Source organism: Streptomyces sp. ASQP_92 (genome assembly GCF_025399895.1).
GTDB lineage: Bacteria > Actinomycetota > Actinomycetes > Streptomycetales > Streptomycetaceae > Streptomyces.
Window position 1 is genome coordinate 275,776 of sequence record NZ_JAODUA010000006.1, and the last position, 21,914, is coordinate 297,689.

The following is a 21,914-nucleotide window of genomic DNA, read 5'->3' on the forward strand; positions in this document are numbered from 1 at the left end:
CCCCCTATCGCGTGATCAGACGAGGGCACCGGCCTGCATGGGGTCGGGTACTGCCTGGCCGGTCTCGGTCAGGATGCGGTCGACCTCGGCCTGCACTGCGGTGTCGTCCCAATCGGGGTGCAGGGTGCGCACCTTGGTATCGGTACTCACTGCCTGCGCCTGTTGCAGAAGGGAAAGGGTCTGCGCGGTGCTTGCCGGGTCCTCGCTGACCGAGTCGCCGAACGTCACCCGTGGGCGCTCCGGCACGAGGCCCGGGGTGAAGAATTCCCGGTCGAGCCGGAGCATCACGAGCAGCATGTCGGCGAGGGCAGGAAGCCAGTAACGCGACTTCTTGTCACGGGTGATCATCGAGCGGCGCTCGCGCGACTTGACCTCGGTCGCGGTGACGGCGCCGCCCTGGTCGCCGAGCCCGAACGTCTGCGCCGAGTAGCCGGCGGACCGTACGGCCTGCTGCACGATCGCGTCGGCCGTCGAGGAGTGCTCGGCGACCCTGATCGCGAACTGCGACAGGGTGATGCCGGCGCCCTGCTCGGTGGGCGGGATGTTCAGCGTCTGCCAGATTTCCCGGTCGTCGTCGAACGAGGCGCCCCTGCCCGGTCCGTGGTCGCGCAGGTACCCGTCGGGCACGAGCAGGCGGGCGCGGGCGAGACGGATGTCGCGCAGCCAACTCGACCATGTCTCGTCGAGCGCGTCCATCAGGTCATGGAGAGGTGCGGCGTAGTCGGACCGTCCGAACGGTGATCCGCGGTGCCTTCGGTTGGGGCGGATGTTGGGGACGTACGCGGCGGTGAGCTCGGCTATGCCGGTCTCGATCGCGTCGCCCTCGGGGCCGAGCGAGTCGGCGAGTGCGGCGACCTCGGGGTGCTCGGTGAGCGGCAGACGAGTGCCGAGCCGGTCCGGGCTTCCCTGGTAAAGGCCGTGCAGAATGCGCCCCGGCTCGTGCCGTTCGAGGTGGCGCCACACCGTGGCGGAGTCCGAGGCGAGCTCGTGCCAGAAGGTGACGGCGGCGAGCTGCCCGAACCGGAACTCGGGCACGCCACAGTCGGCGTGCACGACGGTGAGCAGCGGACGCGCGGCAAGCGACGCATCCCAGGTGATGCGCAGGTACACGCCGCCGAGCGCGGCGGCGACCTCGGCCCCTTCCAACAGGGTGTTGGTGATGCCGCCGGTCTCGACGAGGTCGGCGAGCCGGTCCTGCGTGGCGGAGTCCTCGACGGCGAACGTCGGCGGCTCGGAGAACAACAGATCGGCGGAAGCGGTGGCGATGTCGCCGGCGAGCGGAATGTGCAGGCGTCCGTCGCGCTTGCCGGGCTGCTGCTGACGATGGCGTGCCCACAGGCGACGCCGTCCGTCCTCGCGCCGCTGCTGCCCCTGGTAGACCTCGGCGAGCCGGTGCCGGTCGCCGGAGTACCACGCGTCATCGAAACGCATCTCGCCGTACAGCGGGGCGAGTTGGGGCGGCGGCCACGGGGCGTTGTTGTCAGGCAGCGGCACAGCTCACCCCCGCTCGACGTCGCCGGTATCGCTGGTTCGCCGTCGTGCGGCAGGGGCGGCATTTCCGGGTGCCGTTCGGCGCCCGGTAGACGGTGGCCGAGGTGAAGGCGTGGCCGTGAATGCAATGCGTCTGCCGTGCCTTGCAAGCAGCGAAGGAGACGCCGCGCAGGATGTTGGTCCGGTGCGTGACCGGTTCGAGGTGGTCGGGGTTGGCGCACGCCCGGTTACGGCACAGGTGGTCTATTTCCAGGCCGTCAGGAATCGGGCCGCGCAGCCGCTCGTACGCGAGGCGGTGCGTCGAGCGGTACCGCCCGTCGACCCACATCTGCCCGTACCCGTAGCGGTCGCGGGTGCCGATCCACTCCCAGCAACCACGCTCGGTGTCAGTCAGGCGGGCGAGGAAACGGTCGGTCCAGTCACGGCGCATGGCGGCCCCCCTTGGGCATGGCAGAGCCCGGGGTGCCAACAGCGGCGACCAGGGCGGCAGTTGGCAGTGCGAGTCAGGCGGCGCGGGTGAGCAGGTGGCGCCACTCGTGCGCGGTGGAGTGGACGGCGTAGCGCAGCGCGTCGACGCTGTGATCGTTCGCCTTGACGGGCTTGTCCTCACCCCGGGCGGCGGCCTGGTCGCTCCATACGTAGCCGGGCAGTTCGTCGAGCAGGCCGGTACAGGAGCGGTGCAGGCGCAGCAGACCGGAGTCGAGGGCGCTCGCCACGCTGCGGATGCCGTCAAGCACGGTGTTGTCGGCGCGCGCGATTCCGGGGTGCCCGTCGGCCCATAGCTGGGTGGAGTACGAGGCGGCGCTCGGGTCGATGAACGTCCACTCGGGTACGACGTCCAGCTCGGCGAGCCATTCCCGGACGGCGCGGCTGTACTGCGCGTCGGTCATTTGCCGGCGGACGGCGCGGGAGTCGTGGCGCCACTCGGCGGCGGCGTACAGGCGGTCGTCGTCGCCGAGGCCGAGCAGGATCGCCGAGAATGGGTTCGCGGTGCCGTAGTCGACGCCGAGCCAGTAGCGGCGCATCGCGGGCAGGGTGTCGACGACGTGCTGCTGCTCGTCGTACATGTCGTAGATCGCACCCTCGGCGACCACCCATGCGCCGTCGATCATGCGGCGGCGCCACAGACCGGTGTACTCCGCAGTGAGGGCGGCGACGTACGCGGGGGCAAGCGAGGGGTTGTCAGCGAGGCGGAAGTGCCAGGCGGCGAGGTCGAGTTCGCCCGCGCGGTCGAGGTAGTCCGTGCGCAGCCAGTGCCGGGGCGAGTCGGGGTTCGTCGAGCCGAGCAGCTTCGCACCAGGCACCGACAAGCGGGCGAGCAACTGCACGAAGAACGCTTCGGGCAGCAGGGTTATCTCGTCGACGTACGCCAGTGACGCCGTCAGTCCGCGCAGCCGGCCCTCAGCCCGAGCATCGCTCGCGCCGATCAGGTGGACAACGCGCCCCAGGATCACGGCCGTTGTCGCGCCCCGGGTGTGGTGCACCTCGTCGGCGACGTCTCCGAAAAGTCCCGGATCTTGAAGCGGCTCGATGATGTTCCGCTCGATGGTCTGCAAGCTGCGCCCGCAGATCAGGATCAGGCCCGAGGCGGGCGCGCGGCGAACCAGGAGCAGGAAGCACACGAGACTCGCGATCGTCTTACCCGAGCGGACGCTGCCATGCCACAGGTTGATGCGCGCGCGTGCCTGCCGGATCGAGGCGAGCTGTTTGTCGGAGAGAGGGAGGGGCGCGGCCATCACTCCCCCTCGGTGTCACCACCCGTAGGCCCGAGCAGGGCGTCGGCGAGGCGGTCGAGCATGGCGCCGCCCTTGCTTCCGGTGCCGCTGGTACGGGCGAGCTCGGCGACGCGGGCGTGAACCTCGGTAAGGGCGCGGGCGGCGGTGGCGTGGTCGCGGGCATCGCGTGCGTTCTCGGCTGCGGTGGTCTTGGTGACCTGCCCGAGGGCGCCGTCGAGGGCCTCGTCGGCGAGCTGCTCGCGCCGTGCGGCGGAGTCTTGGCGGTGTGCCTCGGTGGCTGCTGCGACGCGGGCGCCGCCGGAGAACGTGAGGCCGAGCTCGCCGGCGATCTTTGAGACGGTGGCGGCGCCGCGCCCGGTGGTTCGCGCGATGTGGTTCCGGCTCTTGCCCTCGGCGTGCAGGCGGCGAACTGCGTCTCGGTCCCGGTCGGTGATCGGCTCGGCCATAGGCGGCGCTCACCTCCCGGCGGACATGCGTACGCCCCGCCACGGGGGGGGGAGGTGGCGGGGCGTACGGGTCAAGAGTGGTCCGAAGTTTCCGGGCACGCCGGAGGCGCTCCCAACATTAGGTCACGAACAGGTAACGGCGCAAGCCTGTTCGGGTACTTCCTCGGCGGCGGCGAGCGCGCCGACCAGGGCGACGAGATCGGTCCACCCCCACACGCGCCGCCCTCGTTCGTCGAGCGGTACGGGCGCGGTGCAGTCCTCGCCGGTCGAGCAGGTCACCCTCGGCGCCTCGTCCGGGTCGGTGTGCAGGGTGAGCTCGCCGCCGCACCACGGGCACGGCCGGTCGGGCACGGGCGTGGTGCGCTGGTCGAGACCGAGGGTCCGCAGCAGGCGGCCCTCGGCGATGCGCGCGGTACGCCGTGCCTCGTGCAGCAGGTACGGGGGCAGGGGAGCGAACGGCGGGGCGGCGAGGGTGCCGTCGAGCTGCTCCTCGGGGGTGGTGTCCTCGTCGAGCAGGCGCCCCTCGACCCACACACAGGCGAAGTGCAGCCCGTGCGCCCGCGATCCGGCCGCGCCCCGCGTGTTCGGTGCGCTCGGGTTCTGAAACACCCACCGACGCAGGTCGCCGTGCCCTGTGTGCTGGACGGCGGCGGCGAGCGTGTCAGCCAACCCGAACACCTGCCGCTCGATGGCGATCCCGGCGTCGAGCGCGTCGAGGTTGGCCGGCGCGGGATGCTCGCGCAGCACGAGTGGCGCCCGGTCCTCGACGACGAGCTGCTCGTCGCTCGTGGCGCGCAGAGTGTGTGTGAGCTGCCGAGGGGGCCAGACGTTGGCCGGGGGCTCCTCGATGGCGAGCAGCAGTTCGGCCCACTGCTCGCGGATGGTGCGCAGGGCTGCGACCGTCTCGTGCACGGCGGTGGCGTAGTTCATCGGCGCCCCTCCTCGACGGCGTGCTGCTCGCCGAGCTGCTGCCGCAGTGCCTCGGCCTCGGTGGCGTACTGGTCGCGCTCGGTCTCGGTCTCGACGAGGCACTGCTCGGCAGCAGCAATCCGGCGGTGCAGACGCATGGCTGCTGCCTGCTGTCCGCCGGCGCTGCGGCGGTGGGTGTCGCTCTCGGCGACCTCGGCCTCGACGTCGCCGCGCAGGGCCGTGCAGTCCTCGGGGGAGAGCACGCCCCGGTCGGCGCGGGCGAGGAACAGGCGCAGGCGGGTACGGCGCTGCTCGCGCTCGTCCTCGCGGGCGGCGATCCGGCCTCGGCGCGAGTCGGTGCGGGTACGGGTGTGGTTCATCGTGCGTCCCCCTTCGTGCGGGTGTTGCGGGTGAGGCGAGCGAGCAGGCGCCGAGCTGCGCGGGTCTCCCGCGCGCGAGGCGCGACCGGTCGCGCGTGCCTGCTGGTGTTGATCTCCCATCCGTCGACGGCGAGGCGGTCGGTCAGGGACTGTGCGGTGAGGGCGGCGAGGTGGGGGTGCACGCCGAGCTCGTCGGTCAGGGTTGCGGCGATGGATGCGCGCGCAGCGGCCGGGGTCACTGGTGCTGTCCTCCGGATATGTGGCGGGCGCGGGTCTCGCGCGGGGCGGGCGGGGTGGACATGAGGCGGGCGAGGCGGTTGTGCTCGTCCTCGGCCTGCTCGGCGGCGCGGGCGGCGGTGTCGATGCGGCACGGGTGCGGGGTGGCGCGGTGGCCTCGGCCCTTGCCGTTGCGCCGGTAGCCGGTGCGGCACGGCTCGTCGACGGCGGCGCCGCACCATCCGCATTTATGGGCGTAGGCGTCGGGGTGTCCGGCGGCGACGGCGGCCTCGCGTGCGGCGCGGGTCGGGCGGAAGTCGGCGAGCTGTGCGGCGACCTCGGCGGGCATGTAGCGGCGCGGACCGTGGCCGACGCCGGACATCAGGGCGGCGAGACGTTTCTGCCCGCCTTGGTCGATCTCGGCGCGGTACTGGGCGGGCGGGGTGTGCCCGTGGGCGACCGCAGCCCGGGTACCGAGCAGTTCCTCGCGCCATGCCTGCGGGTCGTCCGGGTCCGCGGTGGGCACGGGGTCGGTGTGGCGGTTCATGAGCTCGGCGCGGTGCGGCGCCCATGCGGCGAGCACGTCGTGCGGCTCGACTGGGCGGAACTGTGCGGAGCGGTCGCCGGCGCGCTGCTCGTAGTAGCGGCGCACGGCCTGCGAGGCGTCCCAACCGGTGTTGGGCAGGGTGGCGGGGACGTCGGCGAGGGCGGCGGTCCAATCGGCTATGGTGCGGGCGGACTGCTGCGGGTCGGCGAGGGCTCGGCGCACGCGGGAGTCGAGGCGGCCGGCGAACGCCAACAGGGCGGCGATGTGGTTGTCGATCACGGGGCGGTGCCTTCCTTCTGGGCTTGCAGCAGGGCGAGGCCGGCGGCGAGGTTGTCCGTGTAGGCAGCGGGCGCGGCACGCAACGGGACGACGTTCGGGCCCGGTTGGGCGGACGGTGCGCGGTCGAGGTCGGACCAGACCTTGAGCCAGTAGCGGGCGGGCTTGGCCTCGGTGCCGAGGGTGGTGCGGCGGGCGGCGAGGCCGACGAGGGCCTCGACGCCGTGCGCCTTCACGAGCTGGAAGACGTCGCGCTGCTCGCCGAGGCCGAGCGTCCAGCGGACGGCGACGCCTGCGGCGGCGAGGGCGTCGCCGAGCGGGTGCAGCTCGGGTATCAGCGGGGACCGGGTCGCGCGCGGCTGCTGTTCTGCTTGGTGCTTGCGTTCATATGCGTTCTGGGGTCTCAAATCGCTACCCCTGGGGGTCTCGTTTTGCGACCCCTCCGGTCGCATTTCGCTACCCCCGGGGGTCTCGTTTTCGGACCGGTCCGGATTTGCTACCGGTCGCGATTGCGGACCACCAAAGGCGGACACCTCGGGCACGGTCCGCACGTGCCCGATGGCGTGCGGAAGGCAGTACACGGTCTCGCCGCGCGGCCCCCGAGCCTCCTTGACGACCTTCAACTCGCGCGACGCGAGCAGCCGGTCGACGGCCCGTACAACCGACGAGCGGGCGGCGTTGGTGCGCTGCACGAGCATGGTCGTACCGGCGTAGGCAGTGCACTGGTCATCGGGGCACTTGTCGGCGATGGCGATCAACACCATGCGGGCGGTGCCCTTGGCTGCGGACTTGGTCCACACCCAATCCATGGCGTCGAGGCTCAACGGTCCTTCTCCTTACAGGTGTTGGTGATCCGGGGGCTTCGGGCCGTCCGGCGAGGGCGGCGGGAGTATGGAGCGGGCAGCGGTGCCCGGTGAGGTAGTGGCGGACGTCGTCGACGGCATTGCAGTGGCGGCGTTCGGACCCGATCCAATGGCGGCAGATCATGCGGCGAGCAGCAGGCCGGCGCGGGCGAGTAGCAGCCGCAGCGCGGCCTCGGCCTGTTGCGGGATGACGCCGTTACCGAGGGCGCGCAGCTCGGCGTTACGACCGAGGCCGACGCCGGTCACATGACCGTCGGGGATGCCCTGCATCCACTCGACGAACGCCGAGTTCAGTCGTCCCCGATCGTCAACTGCCCCGGGAGCGGTGCGGGTGAGGGACCCCCACCGATCGACTGCTGCTGTGTAGATGCCCCAGTCCCGATCGCGTACTGCGCGAGATCCGGACGGCACTGCACGGCCAGACCGAGCGGCAGACTCGTGTCGGCCGCCTTCCCGTCCCTGCGTTGCTTGCTGCGGCGCCGCAGCCACAGCTCGGCTGCCTCGGTCCCCTCCTCGTTGTGCGAGGCCCGAGGGGTCGGCAGCAGTGCCACCAGAACCGGCAGGGGAGGCGCCCCGATCCCGTTCCCGTGCTTCGCCCGCATCCGCTCGCGTCGCGCCCGCCAGACTTCCGGCGCCTTCCCGTCGTCGTGCCCCGAGGCCGACGGCGTCGGCAGCAGATGCTCGACCTCGTCCGCCAACGTCGGTCCGTGCCCGCCCGCGCGCCTCTTGTCCGGGTGCTGCGAGCCACCGTTCGAGCCGAGGTTCGACGTTGGGGTTTTCAGCAGCGGGCCACGCGAGGATGAACACGCGCTCGCGGCGGTGGGGAGCGCCGATCTCCGACGCGCGTACACAGCACCACTCCGCATCGAACCCGAGGCGGGCCAAGTCGCCGAGTACAGCGCCGAGTGCGCGCACAGCAGGCTGACCGCTTCCGTCTCCCATGCACCACGGGCACGGTTCCATGTCGCTATGGGCCGACGCCGAGAGGAGTCCACGGACATTCTCGATCACCACCAAAGAGGGCCGTAGGGCTTGGATTGCGCGGGCGACATGCAGCCACAGACCCGAGCGGGTACCGGCCGCGATGCCCGCGCCGAGGCCGGCCTCGGACACGTCCTGACAGGGGAAACCGGCGGTGAGCACGTCGACGGGCTCGACCAGGGCGAAGTCTGCGGCGGTCAGATCACCGAGGTTCGGCACCTCGGGCCAGTGATGGGCGAGGATCTTCGAGGCGTTCGCGTCGTTCTCGACGTGCCAGGCAACCGAACCCCCGAGCACCTCCTGCACGGCTATGTCGAGACCGCCGTAACCCGAGCACAGAGACCCGATCCTCGGGCCGTCGGCGCCCATCAGGAACCGTCCGCAGTGCTACCCGGCTCGGTGGCCTCGGGCCATCCGGCGAACTCCGCGGGCACGTCCTCGACGCTGCCCTCGGACTGCTGCTCGACGACCTCGCCCTCGATGTAATCCGGCGGCACGTCGAGCCCCTCGGGCGTCGTATCGCGGCGCACACCCTCGTCATGGGCGACCGCACGGGCGAGCTCGCTCGACTTCGGCAGGATCTTGAAAAGCTGCCGGATCACGGTCTTACGGGCCATCGCGTCGTAGTCCGTCGACCACGGGCCCGAGTCGCGCGCCTTGCTGCGCTGCCGGATTGCCTCGACGTCCTCGACGCTCATCACGACGAACGCCGAGCCGCCGTTCGCCATGGTCGCAACGGCGTAATAGTCGGTGGGGCGCCCACGGTTGGAGCGGGCCGGCTTGTGCCGAAGGACCGGGGCGAGGCCGTACTCGAACTCGAAATCGTCGTTCTCGTGCACCGTGTGCGCGGCGAGCCCTGCGGCGGCAGGGTGCTGCCAGAACAGGCGGATCATGCCCTGATAGCCGATGACGAGCTGCACCTCGTAGGCGCGTGCCTTCTTGGACCAGAACGGCAGCAGGTACGCCTCGCCGAGCGCGCCGCCCGGTTCGAGGCCGAGCTGCGCGCAGGTCATCAGGGCACCGCCGAACGACTCTTGCGTGCACTCGGCGAGGTGCTCGACCCTGCGCAGCTCGGTCAGAGCAATGCGCGCGATGCGCTCGGGGTTGGCGACGTGCGCGGGCAGCGCGCGGGCGATCTCGCCACGCATGGACTGCACGAACTGCACGAGGTTGGGCTGCGGTGCGGCGGCGCCTCGGGTGGTCTGGCGGGCGGGGGTGTTGCGGCGGGCGGCGACGCGCTCGGCGAGGTTGGTACTCACGCTGTGGTGATCTCCTTCGGTACGACGAGGCGTCGGGCGCGGAACACCCGGTATTCGTCGGGGAGTTCAGCGGCGATGCTCTTGGTGTCGAGCGCGTCGACGCGGTGCGTGTACTTGGCGGCGAGGTCGGGGTGCGCGGCGGCGAATCGTTTCGTCGAGAGCGGGCCGTTCTGCTTCCACGTAAAGGCGACGGCGCCCTGCGTCTTGACGACCTCGGCCTCGCCGGCAACGGCTTTCAGACGGTTGTCGACCTCGCGCAGCTCGTCGGCGGTGCGCTGCTCGCGCGCCTTGAGCTCGCGGCGCCGGTCAAGAAGCGGCAGCACCTCGGCCGGATCGACGACCGTCACACGGTCCGGGGTCACCTTGTAGAGGTGGCCGAGCAGTTCCTCGGTCGCCTCGGACCCGTCGACCGCCGGCGGGACGCGGTCGAGCACGCTCTGCCAGAAGCGGCCGACGATGTCGACGAGGTGCTCGACGAGGCTCTCGTCGCGCTCGACGCGGTGAATGATCAGCCGGTTACCGCCGAGCAGCGCGGCGACGTGCGCGTGCGAGTAGCCGGTGACGGCGAGGTACCAGTGCGTTTGCAGGGCCGGACCGTCCGGCACGCCGAGCAGCCAGTCGTCGAGCTGATAGGCACTGCGGGTCTTGATCTCCAACAGGCTCGACGGCGTCGCCTCGCTCTGCTCGATCACGTAGCGGTCGACGTTGGCGAGCATCCACGGTCGCTCGACGTGCGCGAGCATCCCCGGCCCCTCGACGACGCCGAGGCCGGTCCGCTCGGCGAACACGCTCGCGATCGTCGGCTCGTGCTGGTGCCCCCAGAACGCCGCCTCGACGAGCTCGGGGGAGCGCGGCACGTCGCCGAGCTCGCCGACCTTGTCGAGGTACAGCTCAACCGGGCTCGTGTACTTGCTCATGCCGAGGACGGCGGCGATGTCCGAACCCCCGACGCCCGTACGGCGAGCGGCGAGCCATTGCTCGCGGTCGAGGTTCGGCGGGGCGACGACGACACCGGTTGGCGTCACGATCGCTGGGGCGGCGGTGTTCACTGCGCACCCCCGTACAGGTCTGCGGCGGTGAGCCCGTACTCGCGCTCGATGGCGGCGAGGGTCTCGCCGGCCGGTTTGCTGCGCCCCTTGATCAGGCGCCATGCGGTGGCGGGGTGGACGTCGAGCCGCTGCGCGACCTGCGGGCTCTTGGTGTCGCCGACCTTGGCCATCGCGTCGACTAGGCGCCTGTGGTTGTAGTGCATGACTGTGCCCCCTGATGGTCGAGCGGTTGCTGTTCCGTCAGGTACGAACCTACGCACGCAGCTTTCTTTCTGGCAAGAAAATTAGAGGGACGGTGTGATTCCGCTTAATCGAGTGCGTGTTCGACTACGGTCTGTATAGTGCAGTGACGCAACGAGGTGACGGGGGTACTGTGGTCACGCATATGCCGCAGGTATGTGATCAAGACGTGAAGGGTGGGCACGTAGCGTTCTGCGCAGGTACATTGCGACCATGCGAAGGAACGAACAGGAAAGAACGCAAGGGGGAGGGGATCACGTCGCGGAGTTCGGTGCTTGGTTCGAGCAGAGGCTCACAGAACTTGGCTACGACATCTCGCGACCTAGGTCCGGGGGGCGTGGGAAGTTCGCCAAGGACGCCGGCGTATCTCACGCGACCGTCTCCCGCATCCTTACCCGCACGTCCGTACCCACCCCCGACGTGCTCGCCACCATGGCGCCGCACCTCGGCGTATCCCTTGGCTACCTCTTGGTTTTGGGAGGCAAGGCCACGGCAGACGAGGTCAACCGAGCCGCAGAACCTTCTGTGTCCGGTCGCCGTCTTACCCCCGAAGAAGCAGCCCGCCAACTAGGCATTGACGACCAGGACTTGACTCAGTTGTTCGTCACCATGGCGCAACAGATGCAAGCCCAACAACGCGCGCGAACCACGGCCACACGGGCCCCGGAGCGCCACTAGTAGGAGCAGAGAAGCCGCCACAAGGCCCCCGACGGACAACCCGTCTCGCGCCGCCGCCCCACCGGTTCCGTCACGGCTCGGACCGCGCCCCCCACGGGTGCCGCCCCTGCTCTGTAACGGAATTCGATCTCTGGTCGTACTTAACGGTGAGAGATCAGCACCAGGGGAGGACAACGGTATGAAGACTCGGCAAGGGGCAGCGACGGTAACGGCGGTCGTGTCCCTCTGCGTGGCCTGGATCATGGCGGTAGTCACGGTGGTTGTGCCCGGCGAGCAGAACCTGCTCCTGTGGGCCGGCATCGTCCTGGCGACGGGCGCCGTACCCGCCCTCGTCCTCACACTGCGGCGCCGCGCCGAGAGCGCGGCCGACAAGGCGTACCGCCTCGGTCTCGGGCACGGGGGCCCGGATCTTCTGAAGGTTTACCCACCACAGCAGCGAGGAGACGGCTCCCCGTAACGCGCTATCGCGGGGGTAGCGCACACCGGAACGTCTCTGTCCCACTGTGCCGAAGGGCCGCACGGCGAGTCGCCGTACGGCCCTTTCCTGTGTTCGGGTGAAGCTCTACCGCTGTTCTCCGATGGTCCATTCGCGCAGGTCAAGCCGTGCGCTAGGTGAGACCGTGGTGAGCCCCTGGTGAGACCGGTGTGAGACCGGACTCCCTTGTACGGGGCGTCACTCGGCGACAGTGCGAGCGGGAGCTACTCCCGTTGACCTGCATAAACGTCATGCAGCGTCATGGAACGTCACCCCCCAACACATCCCCCTCCGGACTTTTAATCCGTTGGTTGTCGGTTCGAGTCCGACATGGCCTACCGTTCGATCGGCTCCTGACCTGCGACTTGGTTCGCCGGGAAGGGGCCGATCCGCTTTTCAAGATCAATTGCTGGTCCGCTGCCGGTCCGAGTGAAGATGATCATGGTCGACGAGGCGCTGCGGTGTCACCACGACAGGGGGAGCGGTGGAAGCCCAGTACTTCGAGCTGATCTGTGACGATCCCCCTTACTCGGTCGTGCTCACCGCCATGGGGGTGCGCAGGGTCGATGTCTTGCAGGCGCTGCGCAGGCTGACCGGGCTCAGCCTGTGGCGCAGCAAGGAACTCACCCTTCACCTGCCGGTGGTGATCTTCGGCGACGTGGCCCGAGAGGCGGCCGACGCGGCGGTCGCCGTGCTGCAAGCGGCGGGGGCGGACGCCGAAGGAAGAGAGGGGCCGCCTCGACGGCCCGGCGCACAACGGGAGCCGACCGCTTGAGCGGCGTAGCCGAACAGCCGTGAGCGCTCCGCACCCAACCGCCCGCGTGGGTACCGTGCAGGTGTGTGAGCTTGAACGGACGGAGGCGCGATGCCCTGCCGAACGGGTGAGCACAGCAGGCCCGCGACTGCTTGGGGGTTGTGATGTTGGAGGAAGCCGAGGAGATCGGCCGGCGCGTCCGTCGTGCCAGGCTCCGGCTGGGGATGCCACAGGCTGATCTCGCCACCGCGCTCGGCAAGACGCAGGGCTGGGTGTCCAAGATGGAGCGCGGGCTCATCGAGCTCGACCGTGTCGGCTTGCTCAACCGGGTCGCCGCCGAGCTGCACGTTCACCCCAACGACCTGATCGGCCGCCCGTACGCCAGTAGCCCGGCCGAGAATCAGTGGCAGGTGTCCGCGAGCTCGATCCTGCGCGAGTTGCGACGGTACGACCTGGCTCCGGTCTACGACGGCACCCCGCGCGGCTCGGGGGAGTTGTGGCGCGAGATGACCAGGCTGCACCGGCTGCGGGACGCGGCGGCCAACGTCGCGATCCTGCGCGTTCTGCCCGACCTGCTGCGCGAGGCCCGCGCTCTGGCCGAGGTCTCCGCCGGGCACGAGCGCGAGGAGGCGTACGCGATCTACGCGGTTGCCTGCAAGTTCGCCCACACCGCTGCGCATTCGCTGGGGCACCCGGAGCTCATCGCCATGGCGGCTGAGCGCGCCGCATGGTCCGCCCGCCTGTCCGGCGACCCCGTCATGCCTGCCCTCGCCGACTGGATGCGGGTCTGGGACATGTGGGCAACAGCCGATTGGGGCGACTCCCTCACGCTCTCCGACAAGGCCATCGCCGGTGTACAGCGCGACTATGAACGCGGTGACCCGCTCGCCGTCCGCATGTGGGGGACCCTGCAACTGCGTGCCGCTGTGTCCGCCGCGAGAGGTGGACGGGCCGCCGAGACCGAGGAGCGCATCGGCCATGCCAAGGCCGCTGCCGACCGTCTGAGCGGCTACCAGGGCCCGCCGGTGTACGACCGGCACTCCGTGACGTTCTCGCCCGGCAACGTGCAGATCCACGCCATCAGCGTGGCGCTTGAGATGGGCGACCAGACCAAGGCCCTTGCCATAAACCGCCGTACCGGCCCCGAGGTGGTCGCCGCGCTGCCCCACTCCCGCCAGGGACACCACCACATGGACCTCGCCCGGGCCTGGCTCTGGGATGGCAGTCGCGACCGGGCCCTCGGCGAACTGGAGACCGCCGAGCGGATCGCCCCGCAGCTTGTACGCAACCACCCTGTGGCCCGCTCGACCCTGCGCAGCATCGTCTACGCCGAGCGAATGGCCACCCGCGAGAAGCTGCGCCGCATGTCGGACCGCTTTCACCTCGACGGGTGAGGGCAGTATTCCTCCGATTCATATTCGGCCCCTGGCGCGCTCCTAGCTTCGGAGCATGACAGGACGAGCAGCCCCTCATCTCCCCTCCCAGGGCGCCGAGTTGGGCACTGCGGCCCCTTACTTCCCCCGGCTCGGCGATCTCGCCCGTGACACCGCCCACGGCGGCGAGATCGGCGTCGTGCTCGCCCTGCCGGGTGCGGACGCGGCGACCTACCACCTGCGTCCGCCCGGCGGCGGTGAAAAGTGGACGGCGCCGGCCGACGGCACCACCCTGCGTCCCGTTCCGGCCCAGGTCACCTACGTCGCTCCGGGAAGGCGCGACGTGGCGTATGACCATCGCGCCCAGCAGGGCGCGCTACCTGTCCTCGTGTACTTCGAGGATGGAGGCAACGTCGAGTCACTGCTCGTTCTCGACCCGGATCAACTTGAGCTCCTCTACTGCCAAGTTGGACGGATCATCGAACTCCGCGACCGGGCCCGCGGCGGCGCCTTATGAGCGCCCGCCACGCGCCCCGTCACCACCACGCATGATCCGCTCGGCCGCTTCCTCGGCCGGCTGTGGGTACTGGGAGCGGTCATCGGGCTCGTCGCTCTGGCAACTGCTGTCGACAGCAGGATCGCCAACCGAGGCGCTCTCGCGCCGCCCCTGACAACGCCCGATCGCGCCCGTTCCGGACCTCTGAATCTCCCCACCCGCCCGGTGGTGCCTGACACAACCCACCGGGTGGGCGGGGTCTCGCCTCGGCTCGGAACGCACCGCGCGAATCTGGCCGGGTGCCGCACCACGCACGTCCGACGCACCACCCCACCAAGGAGGCAAAGGACCGTGACCGTAGTACAGGAACACCCCGCGACCGACGCGCGGACCCTGATCGACTCCGAGCTGCGGGCGACCCTCGCAGCCAACATGCGCGCCAAGTTCGAGAACCTGACCGAGGAGCAGGCGCACCGGGGCATCGGGCAGATGCTCGCCTTCCTCGCCGCCGGCGCGCACAGCCCCATCCCGTTGAGTCCGTCCCCGTTGGTGGACGATTTCTGGCACGCATTCCTGCTGCACACCAAGGCGTATCAGGACTTCTGCGAGCGGACGCTCGGGAAGTTCGTCCACCATCAGCCGGGCTTCCTCGACAAGGAGGAGCACGGCGGCGGCAAGGCGCTGCGCGCCCGCACAGTGGACGCCATCGCCTCGGCCGGGTTCGTGGTCGACATGGACTTCTGGCCCGAGCTGGACATCGCCGACTGCTCGCAGTGCCATGCGAACTGCCACAACAGCCCCAAGCACAACGCTGCTCGGCTGGTCTGACAGTTCGCTGTGCCGGCCCCCGACTTGTGCCACGCTGTGGCCGAGCCGGGGGCCGGCTTCCGTTCTGTGCGAGGAGAGACGCGGGTGGAGCGCACACCGTGGCAGGAACTTCCGCCCGCAGCGCGGCGCGCCGTCGAGGCGCACACGGGTGCGGTCGAGGGGGCGGAGAGCGCAGACAAAGGCGTGATGTCGCGCTTGGCCTGCACCCTGTGTACTGCTTCGGGGCTCGTATTCATCAAGGGCACCCGCGCGGATGACGCCTCGGCATGGATGTACCGCACAGAAGCGAAGGTCACGGCGTACGCGCCGATCGGACCGCGCCTGCTGTGGGAGGCCGAGGGGGGCGGGTGGCTGCTCGTCGGGTACGAGCACGTTCCTGGCCGACACCCCGACCTCGCCCCCGGATCTGCCGACCTCGTGCCGCTGGTCGGCGCGCTCACTGCCATGTCAACTATCTCGTGGCCCAGGGGAGTTGGAAAGAAGCCGCTGCCCATTCGATGGGGCTCCCTCATCCCTGACGGCCGGGCGCGCCACCTCGACGGTCGGAGCCTTGCGCACACCGACATGTCGCCGTTGAACATGCTGGCCACCCCCGACGGCATCCGCCTGGTCGACTGGGCCCTCGCCTGCCCGGCGCCCGACTGGGCCGATTCCGCATTCACTGTGCCGCGCCTCATCCACGCCGGACACACGGTCGAGCAGGCCGAAGCTGTCGCCCACCAAGTCCCGGCCTATCGCAGTGCCTCGCCGGAAGCAGTGAGCACCTTCGCTCACGCGCTGCTCGCTGTGTGGGAGAGCAGGGAGAAGGCCGACCCTCTTCCGCACAGGGGTGCGCTGATCGCTGCGGCGCGGGCCTGGGCCGACCATCGCGCGCTGACAGTGGTATGAGGACGGCCCCGCTGGTTGGCGGGACCGTACGAGGGGCGCAGTTGGCTGACTACGCGGCCTGTCGTGCTGCGTTGTGGTCGGCGAGGCGGGCGGCGATGGCGGAGCGTAGGCCGTCGCTGGGGTCGGCGGTGCCATCGGTCTGGCGGCGGAGCCCGGCGAGGGTTTCGTGTAGGCCGGGCTCGGTCTGGTCGAGATCGAGGCGGATACGGAGGGCGGCGCCCTGCTCCTTGGGCAGCTTCTCGGAGAGCGCGCGGTCGAGGGTGCGGAGCACGAGGGCGGGGTCGGTCTCGGGCCAGTCCAGTGCCGCCGTGCCCGTCGGCTTGGTGCGCTGCGTGGCGAGGTGGGTCGGGAGTTCAGCTCGGAGCGTTTGCAGGGTGTCGAGGTCGGCGCCGTGAGATCCCTACGCCTTGAGGTCGATCCGGCGGGTGGGCTGGGACGTCGTCCGGGCGATCGTCTCGAAGTCCTGGTCGTAGTGGAGCAGCGTCAGACCGGCTTCCTCGGCGACTGCGGCCAGGAGCAGGTCCACGGCTCCGGCGCTGCGGTGCTCGCCCTTCGCGGTGAGCTGCTCCTGGACCACCCGGGCGCGCCGGTAGACGCCATCCGGCATGGGGCACCAGGTGAACCGGCTCAACCGCAGGCGAATGCTGTCACGGTCCTTGGCCGAGCGAGCGGAGTAGAGCAGTTCCAGCTCGGTGAGGTCGCACAGGGCGACGAGGCCGGCGCCGATGCGCCGTTCCCAGTCGTCGGTCGCCTGGCGCAGCAGGATACGGGCGAGCGCGGAGGTGTCGATCAGGTAATCGGCAACGCTCACCGGGCGGTGCCGCGTCGGTAGTTGCGCTTGTCGAGCAGGAGCTCGGCGTCCAAGGCGCCGTCGGCAGCGAGGTCCTGCAACTCCCGCAGGGCGCGCAGGCGTCGGTTGCGGTCGACGATCTCGCGCAGAGCGGTATTGATGGTGTCCCGCTTGGTCGTGGTGCCCAGCTCCTTGGCGGCTGCCTCCAGGGCTTCGTCGTCGAGATCGATGACTGTGCGGCTCATGAGCGGCTCCCCCTCGCATGTATATCGGTTCGTATATCAAGGTACATCGGCTGCGATATACGCGCCAGGCGCTGTGGCGGAGTGCTTCGGCGGGCCGGACACGGCCGGGCTGCGGCAGGCCGGCGCGGGGGAGGGAGGACAGGCGGAGGCGGTGCGCCCTCACCCTCGAAGCGCCCTCACCCCCGAAGCGCCCTCACCCCCGAAGCGCCCTCACCCCCGAAGCGCCCTCACCCCCGAGGCGCCCTCACCCCCGAGGCGCCCTCACCCCCGAAGCGCCCTCACCCCCGAAGCGCCCTCACCCCCGAGGCGCCCTCACCCCCGAAGCGCCCTCACCTCCGAAGCGCCCGCGCGCCAGGGGTGGGATGGGACGGTGGATATTCTGCGGGGGACAGTGCGCGGGCCGGGTTCTCGGGCCGCGGTCGCGGCAGAGGGAGTCACGTGATCGAGTCCGGCCGCACCTGGCGGCACCTGCTGGCCGTACTGCTGCGTGGCGAGGATCTCGGTGCGGACGACGCCCGGTGGGCCATGCGGCAGGTGATGGACGACGCGGCGGAGCCGGCGCAGCTCGCCGGGTTCCTGGTCGCGCTCCGGGCCAAGGGCGAGAGCGCCGAGGAGATCCACGGGCTGCTCGACGCCCTGATGGAGCGGGTCGTCCCGCTCCCCGTGGACGGCGCCGACGTCGTCGACATCGTGGGGACCGGCGGCGACGGCGCGCACACCGTGAACGTGTCCACCATGGCCGCCGTCGTGGTCGCCGGAGCCGGCGCCCCGGTGGTCAAGCACGGCGGCCGCTCGGTCTCCAGCAAGGCCGGGGCCGCCGATGTACTGGAGGCCCTCGGGCTCCCTCTCGACCTCACCCCGGAAGCCGTCGCCCGCTGCGTACGCGAGACCGGCATCGGCTTCACCTTCGCGCCCCGCTTCCACCACGGGCTGCGGCACGCGGGCCCGGTCCGCAAATCGCTCGGCGTGCCCACCGTCATCAACTACCTGGCCCCGCTGACCAACCCGGCCCGTCCCCGTACCGCCGTGGTCGGCTGCTCCAACACCTCGCTCGCCCCCGTCCTCGCGGACGTGCTCGCGGCGCGCGGGGCGAGCGCGCTGGTGGTGCGCGGCGACGACGGCCTCGACGAGATCACGACGGCCGCGCCCACCGAGGTGTGGGTCGCCGCGGCCGGGCAGGTACGTCAAGTGCGCCTGGATATGGCCGAGTTCGGCCTCCTCCGCTGCGCGCCCGACGCGCTGCGCGGGGGCGACGCCGCCTACAACGCGCGCGCCGTCCACCGGGTGATGGACGGTGAGACCGGGCCGGTGCGCGACGCCGTGCTCGCCAACGCCGCGGGGGCGCTGGCCGCGTACCGGGGCCTCGCGGACCGCGATCTGCCCGACGCGTTCGCCGCCGCCCTCGACGAGGCCCGCAACGCCATCGACTCCGGCGCCGCCGCGCGAACCCTGAAGAACTGGCTGGAGCTGGCGCGCTCGCTGCGGGGGGCCGCGCGGTAAATGGTTCGGAGCACCCCCGCGAGTGGCGTACAGTTGTGTTTACCGACGCGGGGTGGAGCAGCTCGGTAGCTCGCTGGGCTCATAACCCAGAGGTCGCAGGTTCAAATCCTGTCCCCGCTACTGAACGAAGAGGCCCGGCACTTGAAAAAGTGCCGGGCCTCTTCGCGTTCGCGGTGCCGATTCGGCGAGTAGTCTCTCGTGCGCGGAGAGTCAGTGAACGGTGGTGTGTGCGGGGTGGGAGGTGGGGGTGGTGCGCCGCAGGGTGGTGGCCGGGGTGCTGTTGCTCGTCGGGCTCGGGGTCGTGCTGGGCGGTTGCCAGGAGGCCGGTGGTCCCGTGCCCGTCGTCGTGCGGGGGCCCGCCACCGGGTCCGCGGTGCCTGCCCACGGTTGCCGTCTCAACCGGGACGGCTGGGCCGAGCTGCCCTGTGTGCCCGAGCGGGCGGCCAACCATCGCCACACGCGGGGGAGCTGTGTACGGGGGCGCCCCGGCCCGCACCGATGCCGACGCCACTGACGCCGCCTCCCGGAGCGTGATCCTCCGCCGCCGACCCGCATGGGTGCGTCGAGTAGCCGCAGAGGTCGAAAGGCGGCAGGCTGGACGGGTGCGGCAGCGAGCAGAGGGCGACAGGCGCCTGGTACGGGCGCTACCCGTACTTCTCATCGTGGTCGGCTTCGTCTTCGACGCCTCCACCCCGCCCGACCTGACGGCCGCCGCCTTGTTCGCGGGCGCGCCGGTGGCCGCGGCCCCGTTCTACTCGGACCGCGGCACCGCGGCCGTCGGGGCGGGTTCGCTGGCCGCGGTCGTGGCGCTCTGGTTCATACACGACCTCCCCAACCTCGGCGAAGGCGCCAGCGAGCTGTTCACCGTGCTCACGGTGAGCGCCCTGGCCCTGGTCATCAACCGCATCCTGCGCCGCAGTGGCGAACAGCTCGCCTCCGCCCGCGTCATCGCCGAGACCGCGCAACGCGCCGTACTGCCCACCCCCGCCTCCCGCATCGGCGGACTGCATGTCGCCGCGCGGTACGAGGCGGCGCAGGCGGACGCCTTCATCGGCGGGGACCTCTTCGCCGTGCAGGACACCCCGTACGGGGTCCGGCTCATCGTGGGTGACGTACGCGGCAAGGGGCTCCAGGCGGTGGAGGCCGTCGCCGTGGTGATCGGCGCGTTCCGGGAGGCCGCCGAGCAGGAGTCGTCCCTGGAGGCGGTGACCCAGCGGCTGGAGAGGGCGCTGGCCCGCGAGGGGACCCGGCGCGACCGGCTCGACGCGGTCGAGGGGTTCACCACGGCGCTGCTCGCCGAGATCCCGCGCGGCGAGAGCACCGTACGCCTGGTGAACCGGGGCCATCCCGAGCCCTTCCTGCTGCACGCGGACGGCTCGCTCGACGCCCTGGTGCCGAGCGAGCCCGCGCTGCCGCTCGGCATGTCCGACCTCGGGGTGTGGCCGGACCGCGCGGACGTGCGGCCCTTCCCGGCCGGCTCGACGCTGCTGCTCTACACCGACGGCCTGTCCGAGGCGCGTGACGCGGCGGGCGTCTTCTATCAGCCCGGCGTCCGGCTGAGCGGTGCGATCTTCCCGGGCCCGGACGAGGTCCTGGACGCGCTCGTCGACGACGTACGCCGCTATACGGGAGGCGGCTCCAGCGACGACATGGCGCTGCTCGCGGTGGCCCGCCCGGCCGAGGGGCAGCCGGAGCGGCGGCGCACGGTGCCGATCGTGAAGTAGGGGAGTCCGATGCGGCGGCGCGCGGGGTGTCGCGGTGTGGGAGGCGAGGCGTCACGATGCGTGCCCGAAAGGTGTCCCTGCGCATAACAATTGACACACCGTCAGAATGCGGCGGTGGCAAGGGTGACTCCGGGAAGTCATCAACTCGCCCGAATTGCCCCGGCAATGGGCACTAAGTCCAGGCCAGAACCGTTAACGATCAGTGGGAACGGCTTGGAATCCGGCCCCGGTGTCTATTAACGTTCGATAACGCAGCGCGGCCGTCCCAGCCGCCGCCACGGTGGCACCGCGCGCCTGCGCCGAATCCCGCCAGGGAACCGGGGAACCACCAACTTGGGGTGAATCGGACGTCCGTCATGGGCGCTCGTAGGAGTCCTTCCTGCTCCGAACTCCCCCGAGGCCTCAAGGGCCAGGGGGCCCCACCCGAGGACTTGACGGCCCGGGTGGACCCCACCGCCAACCGGTAGGCGACAAGGAAGGAAAGGAGCGCGCCCTCGTGGCCTCCAACGAGCCTGCCCTCGACACCCCCCTCCCCCCGTTCCCCTCCGCGACGCTCGACCCGGCGAGACCCCAGCCGGTGTACGGCGACGCGCCCGGCGCGACGGAGACCTGGGAGGAGTGGGACCCGACCGAGGAGTCCGTACGCCCGGTCCGTGGCCGGCACCGGGTGGTCAAGCAGCGCGGTGGCGGGCTCGCCCGGAGCTCCACCGTTCTCGGCGTCGGTGTCATCGCGGCGGTCGGCGCGGGCGGGATGGCCACCGCGCAGAGCAAGCCGCCGGTCTCCATATCGCTGCCCGACTCCATCAGCGCGAGCCTGCCCGACCTCGGGTCGCTGCCCGGCGTCGGTGAGCTGGTCTCGCACGACGCCCCGAGCCCCAAGTCCACCGCCGACCAGGCCGACCAGAAGATCGCCGCGGCGCCGCTGACCATGACGGGCCTGTCCACCGGCGAAGCCGAGCAGGGCGCCACCGACGCGGGCGAGGCGCTGCGCGCCCGCATCCTCCAGCAGGCCGAACAGCAGAAGGCCGGTGCCGCCGCCGAGGCGAAGGCGGCCGCGCAGAAGGCCGCGGCGGAGAAGGCGGCGCAGGAGGCGGCGGCCCAGCAGGAAGCGGCGAAGGCGAAGGCCGCCGCGGAGAAGAAGGCGGCGGAGGAAGCGGCGGCGAAGAAGGCGGAGGAGGAGCGGCTGGCGAAGCTGGCCGCGAGCTACTCGCTGCCGGTCGGCTCGTACACGCTCACCTCGACGTTCGGCGAGGCCGGCTCGATGTGGTCCTCCGGCCACCACACCGGCCTCGACTTCGCGGCGCCCACGGGGACGCCCCTCAAGGCGGTCCACTCCGGCACGATCGTGTCGGCGGGGTGGGCGGGGGCGTACGGGTACCGGACGGTCGTCAAGCTCGACGACGGCAGTGAGCTCTGGTACTGCCATCAGTCGTCGATCGCGGTCAGTGCGGGGCAGCGGGTGGCGACGGGGGACGTCATCGGGCGGGTGGGGGCGACGGGGAACGTCACGGGGCCGCACTTGCACCTGGAGGTGCACACGCCGTCCGGTCCGGGCATCGACCCCATGGCCTGGCTCCAGTCCAAGGGCCTCACGCCCTGACCCCGCCCCCTGACATCGGGTTCCCCGCGGCCTGAACTCCCTTGTGGCGTGCGGCCGATGCCCTTTTGCGCAGTTCCCCGCGCCCCTGCTGAAACCCGCTTTCGGCCTGCGCGCCGTGGGTGGCTGGTCGCGCAGTTCCCCGCGCCCCTGAAACCCGCTTTCGGCTGCGG

Annotated in this window: 27 protein-coding genes, 1 tRNA gene, 1 pseudogene and 1 riboswitch; of the genes and pseudogenes, 11 read left to right on the forward strand and 18 right to left on the reverse strand. The window is 70.9% G+C overall.

All coding sequences use genetic code 11. The annotated features are described in order from the left end of the window. Positions 1-15: 15 nt before the first annotated feature. The 15 genes and pseudogenes from N4G70_RS17260 to N4G70_RS17330 all read right to left on the reverse strand — a co-directional run bounded on the left by N4G70_RS17260 (position 16) and on the right by N4G70_RS17330 (position 10,356). Entirely contained in the window at positions 16-1,494 is a 1,479-nt protein-coding gene (locus N4G70_RS17260; protein ID WP_261713527.1) for a phage portal protein, read from the reverse strand. Further along, the gene (locus tag N4G70_RS17265) at positions 1,481-1,921 is read right to left on the reverse strand and encodes an HNH endonuclease signature motif containing protein (protein ID WP_261713528.1); all 441 of its coding nucleotides are present in this window, start codon (positions 1,919-1,921) and stop codon (positions 1,481-1,483) included. The genes N4G70_RS17260 and N4G70_RS17265 overlap by 14 nt, the downstream gene beginning before the upstream one ends. Positions 1,922-1,994: 73 nt before the next feature. Next, on the reverse strand, positions 1,995-3,227 hold the full coding sequence (locus N4G70_RS17270; RefSeq protein WP_261713529.1) for a PBSX family phage terminase large subunit: 1,233 nt from the start codon (positions 3,225-3,227) through the stop codon (positions 1,995-1,997). Then, complete coding sequence (locus N4G70_RS17275; RefSeq protein WP_261713530.1) at positions 3,227-3,673, reverse strand: hypothetical protein; 447 nt, start codon at positions 3,671-3,673, stop codon at positions 3,227-3,229. Before N4G70_RS17275 ends, N4G70_RS17270 begins: the two co-directional genes overlap by 1 nt. Before the next feature lie 123 nt (positions 3,674-3,796). Continuing rightward, entirely contained in the window at positions 3,797-4,603 is an 807-nt protein-coding gene (locus N4G70_RS17280) for a Lar family restriction alleviation protein (RefSeq protein WP_261713531.1), read from the reverse strand. Then, positions 4,600-4,962: a hypothetical protein gene (locus N4G70_RS17285; RefSeq protein WP_261713532.1), complete on the reverse strand. Its 363-nt coding sequence runs from the start codon at positions 4,960-4,962 to the stop codon at positions 4,600-4,602. The genes N4G70_RS17280 and N4G70_RS17285 overlap by 4 nt, the downstream gene beginning before the upstream one ends. Continuing rightward, entirely contained in the window at positions 4,959-5,201 is a 243-nt protein-coding gene (locus N4G70_RS17290; protein WP_261713533.1) for a hypothetical protein, read from the reverse strand. Before N4G70_RS17290 ends, N4G70_RS17285 begins: the two co-directional genes overlap by 4 nt. Further along, positions 5,198-6,004 (reverse strand): hypothetical protein, encoded by an 807-nt coding sequence (locus N4G70_RS17295; RefSeq protein WP_261713534.1) that lies wholly within the window; start codon positions 6,002-6,004, stop codon positions 5,198-5,200. Before N4G70_RS17295 ends, N4G70_RS17290 begins: the two co-directional genes overlap by 4 nt. After that, on the reverse strand, positions 6,001-6,825 hold the full coding sequence (locus N4G70_RS17300; RefSeq protein WP_261713535.1) for a hypothetical protein: 825 nt from the start codon (positions 6,823-6,825) through the stop codon (positions 6,001-6,003). Before N4G70_RS17300 ends, N4G70_RS17295 begins: the two co-directional genes overlap by 4 nt. 159 nt (positions 6,826-6,984) lie before the next feature. Continuing rightward, a complete protein-coding gene (locus N4G70_RS17305) occupies positions 6,985-7,134 on the reverse strand; it encodes a hypothetical protein (protein ID WP_261713578.1) in 150 nt (49 codons plus the stop codon). A gap of 20 nt (positions 7,135-7,154) precedes the next feature. Beyond that, on the reverse strand, positions 7,155-7,562 hold the full coding sequence (locus N4G70_RS17310) for a hypothetical protein (RefSeq protein ID WP_261713536.1): 408 nt from the start codon (positions 7,560-7,562) through the stop codon (positions 7,155-7,157). A gap of 130 nt (positions 7,563-7,692) precedes the next feature. Further along, a pseudogene (locus N4G70_RS17315) lies at positions 7,693-8,214 on the reverse strand (DNA cytosine methyltransferase); the annotation flags it as partial. After that, entirely contained in the window at positions 8,214-9,104 is an 891-nt protein-coding gene (locus tag N4G70_RS17320; RefSeq protein ID WP_261713537.1) for a recombinase RecT, read from the reverse strand. The pseudogene N4G70_RS17315 and the gene N4G70_RS17320, both read right to left, overlap by 1 nt. Beyond that, complete coding sequence (locus N4G70_RS17325) at positions 9,101-10,153, reverse strand: YqaJ viral recombinase family protein (RefSeq protein WP_261713538.1); 1,053 nt, start codon at positions 10,151-10,153, stop codon at positions 9,101-9,103. Before N4G70_RS17325 ends, N4G70_RS17320 begins: the two co-directional genes overlap by 4 nt. Further along, complete coding sequence (locus tag N4G70_RS17330; RefSeq protein WP_261713539.1) at positions 10,150-10,356, reverse strand: helix-turn-helix transcriptional regulator; 207 nt, start codon at positions 10,354-10,356, stop codon at positions 10,150-10,152. Before N4G70_RS17330 ends, N4G70_RS17325 begins: the two co-directional genes overlap by 4 nt. A 250-nt stretch (positions 10,357-10,606) precedes the next feature. On the opposite strand from N4G70_RS17330, the gene N4G70_RS17335 reads away from it, so the two are divergent. The 7 genes from N4G70_RS17335 (at position 10,607) to N4G70_RS17365 (ending at position 15,885) form a co-directional block, all read left to right on the forward strand. Then, a complete protein-coding gene (locus N4G70_RS17335; protein WP_261713540.1) occupies positions 10,607-11,071 on the forward strand; it encodes a helix-turn-helix domain-containing protein in 465 nt (154 codons plus the stop codon). A 178-nt stretch (positions 11,072-11,249) separates the two neighbouring features. Next, positions 11,250-11,528: a hypothetical protein gene (locus tag N4G70_RS17340; protein ID WP_261713541.1), complete on the forward strand. Its 279-nt coding sequence runs from the start codon at positions 11,250-11,252 to the stop codon at positions 11,526-11,528. Positions 11,529-12,030: 502 nt separating this feature from the next. Beyond that, complete coding sequence (locus N4G70_RS17345; protein ID WP_261713542.1) at positions 12,031-12,321, forward strand: ribosomal protein L7/L12; 291 nt, start codon at positions 12,031-12,033, stop codon at positions 12,319-12,321. Positions 12,322-12,464: 143 nt separating this feature from the next. After that, positions 12,465-13,694, forward strand: coding sequence for a helix-turn-helix domain-containing protein (locus N4G70_RS17350; protein WP_261713543.1), 1,230 nt, complete (start codon positions 12,465-12,467; stop codon positions 13,692-13,694). Between the two features lie 55 nt (positions 13,695-13,749). Then, positions 13,750-14,190, forward strand: a complete 441-nt coding sequence (locus tag N4G70_RS17355; RefSeq protein ID WP_261713544.1) for a hypothetical protein — start codon at positions 13,750-13,752, stop codon at positions 14,188-14,190. 330 nt (positions 14,191-14,520) lie between these two features. Then, positions 14,521-14,997, forward strand: a complete 477-nt coding sequence (locus N4G70_RS17360) for a hypothetical protein (protein ID WP_261713545.1) — start codon at positions 14,521-14,523, stop codon at positions 14,995-14,997. An 84-nt stretch (positions 14,998-15,081) separates the two neighbouring features. Beyond that, positions 15,082-15,885, forward strand: a complete 804-nt coding sequence (locus N4G70_RS17365) for an aminoglycoside phosphotransferase (protein ID WP_261713546.1) — start codon at positions 15,082-15,084, stop codon at positions 15,883-15,885. Between the two features lie 49 nt (positions 15,886-15,934). Here N4G70_RS17365 and N4G70_RS17370 read toward each other — a convergent pair whose 3' ends face one another. From N4G70_RS17370 to N4G70_RS17380, 3 genes are all read right to left on the reverse strand, one after another. Continuing rightward, positions 15,935-16,156, reverse strand: coding sequence for a hypothetical protein (locus tag N4G70_RS17370; protein WP_261713547.1), 222 nt, complete (start codon positions 16,154-16,156; stop codon positions 15,935-15,937). A gap of 129 nt (positions 16,157-16,285) precedes the next feature. Continuing rightward, a complete protein-coding gene (locus N4G70_RS17375; RefSeq protein WP_261713548.1) occupies positions 16,286-16,696 on the reverse strand; it encodes a PIN domain nuclease in 411 nt (136 codons plus the stop codon). Beyond that, entirely contained in the window at positions 16,693-16,920 is a 228-nt protein-coding gene (locus tag N4G70_RS17380; RefSeq protein ID WP_261713549.1) for a type II toxin-antitoxin system VapB family antitoxin, read from the reverse strand. Before N4G70_RS17380 ends, N4G70_RS17375 begins: the two co-directional genes overlap by 4 nt. 438 nt (positions 16,921-17,358) lie before the next feature. Here N4G70_RS17380 and trpD point away from each other — a divergent pair, with 438 nt between their 5' ends. From trpD to N4G70_RS17400, 4 genes are all read left to right on the forward strand, one after another. After that, a complete protein-coding gene (gene trpD, locus N4G70_RS17385) occupies positions 17,359-18,420 on the forward strand; it encodes an anthranilate phosphoribosyltransferase (protein ID WP_261713550.1) in 1,062 nt (353 codons plus the stop codon). Between the two features lie 46 nt (positions 18,421-18,466). Beyond that, positions 18,467-18,540: transfer RNA gene (locus N4G70_RS17390), tRNA-Met, on the forward strand. Positions 18,541-19,022: 482 nt separating this feature from the next. Beyond that, entirely contained in the window at positions 19,023-20,144 is a 1,122-nt protein-coding gene (locus N4G70_RS17395; RefSeq protein WP_261713551.1) for a PP2C family protein-serine/threonine phosphatase, read from the forward strand. A gap of 287 nt (positions 20,145-20,431) precedes the next feature. Continuing rightward, positions 20,432-20,561: riboswitch (cyclic di-AMP (ydaO/yuaA leader) on the forward strand. Positions 20,562-20,640: 79 nt separating this feature from the next. Beyond that, positions 20,641-21,744, forward strand: a complete 1,104-nt coding sequence (locus tag N4G70_RS17400) for a M23 family metallopeptidase (protein WP_261713552.1) — start codon at positions 20,641-20,643, stop codon at positions 21,742-21,744. Positions 21,745-21,914: the final 170 nt, after the last annotated feature.

Coding starts and splice junctions, on each gene's coding strand:
- N4G70_RS17380 (WP_261713549.1), bottom strand. CDS start 16,920: ATGAGCCGCACAGTCATCGATCTCGACGACGAAGCCCTGGAGGCAGCC.
- N4G70_RS17355 (WP_261713544.1), top strand. CDS start 13,750: ATGACAGGACGAGCAGCCCCTCATCTCCCCTCCCAGGGCGCCGAGTTG.
- N4G70_RS17350 (WP_261713543.1), top strand. CDS start 12,465: ATGTTGGAGGAAGCCGAGGAGATCGGCCGGCGCGTCCGTCGTGCCAGG.
- N4G70_RS17340 (WP_261713541.1), top strand. CDS start 11,250: ATGAAGACTCGGCAAGGGGCAGCGACGGTAACGGCGGTCGTGTCCCTC.
- N4G70_RS17275 (WP_261713530.1), bottom strand. CDS start 3,673: ATGGCCGAGCCGATCACCGACCGGGACCGAGACGCAGTTCGCCGCCTG.
- N4G70_RS17265 (WP_261713528.1), bottom strand. CDS start 1,921: ATGCGCCGTGACTGGACCGACCGTTTCCTCGCCCGCCTGACTGACACC.
- N4G70_RS17270 (WP_261713529.1), bottom strand. CDS start 3,227: ATGGCCGCGCCCCTCCCTCTCTCCGACAAACAGCTCGCCTCGATCCGG.
- N4G70_RS17335 (WP_261713540.1), top strand. CDS start 10,607: ATGCGAAGGAACGAACAGGAAAGAACGCAAGGGGGAGGGGATCACGTC.
- N4G70_RS17305 (WP_261713578.1), bottom strand. CDS start 7,134: ATGCAGGGCATCCCCGACGGTCATGTGACCGGCGTCGGCCTCGGTCGT.
- N4G70_RS17280 (WP_261713531.1), bottom strand. CDS start 4,603: ATGAACTACGCCACCGCCGTGCACGAGACGGTCGCAGCCCTGCGCACC.
- N4G70_RS17330 (WP_261713539.1), bottom strand. CDS start 10,356: ATGCACTACAACCACAGGCGCCTAGTCGACGCGATGGCCAAGGTCGGC.
- N4G70_RS17285 (WP_261713532.1), bottom strand. CDS start 4,962: ATGAACCACACCCGTACCCGCACCGACTCGCGCCGAGGCCGGATCGCC.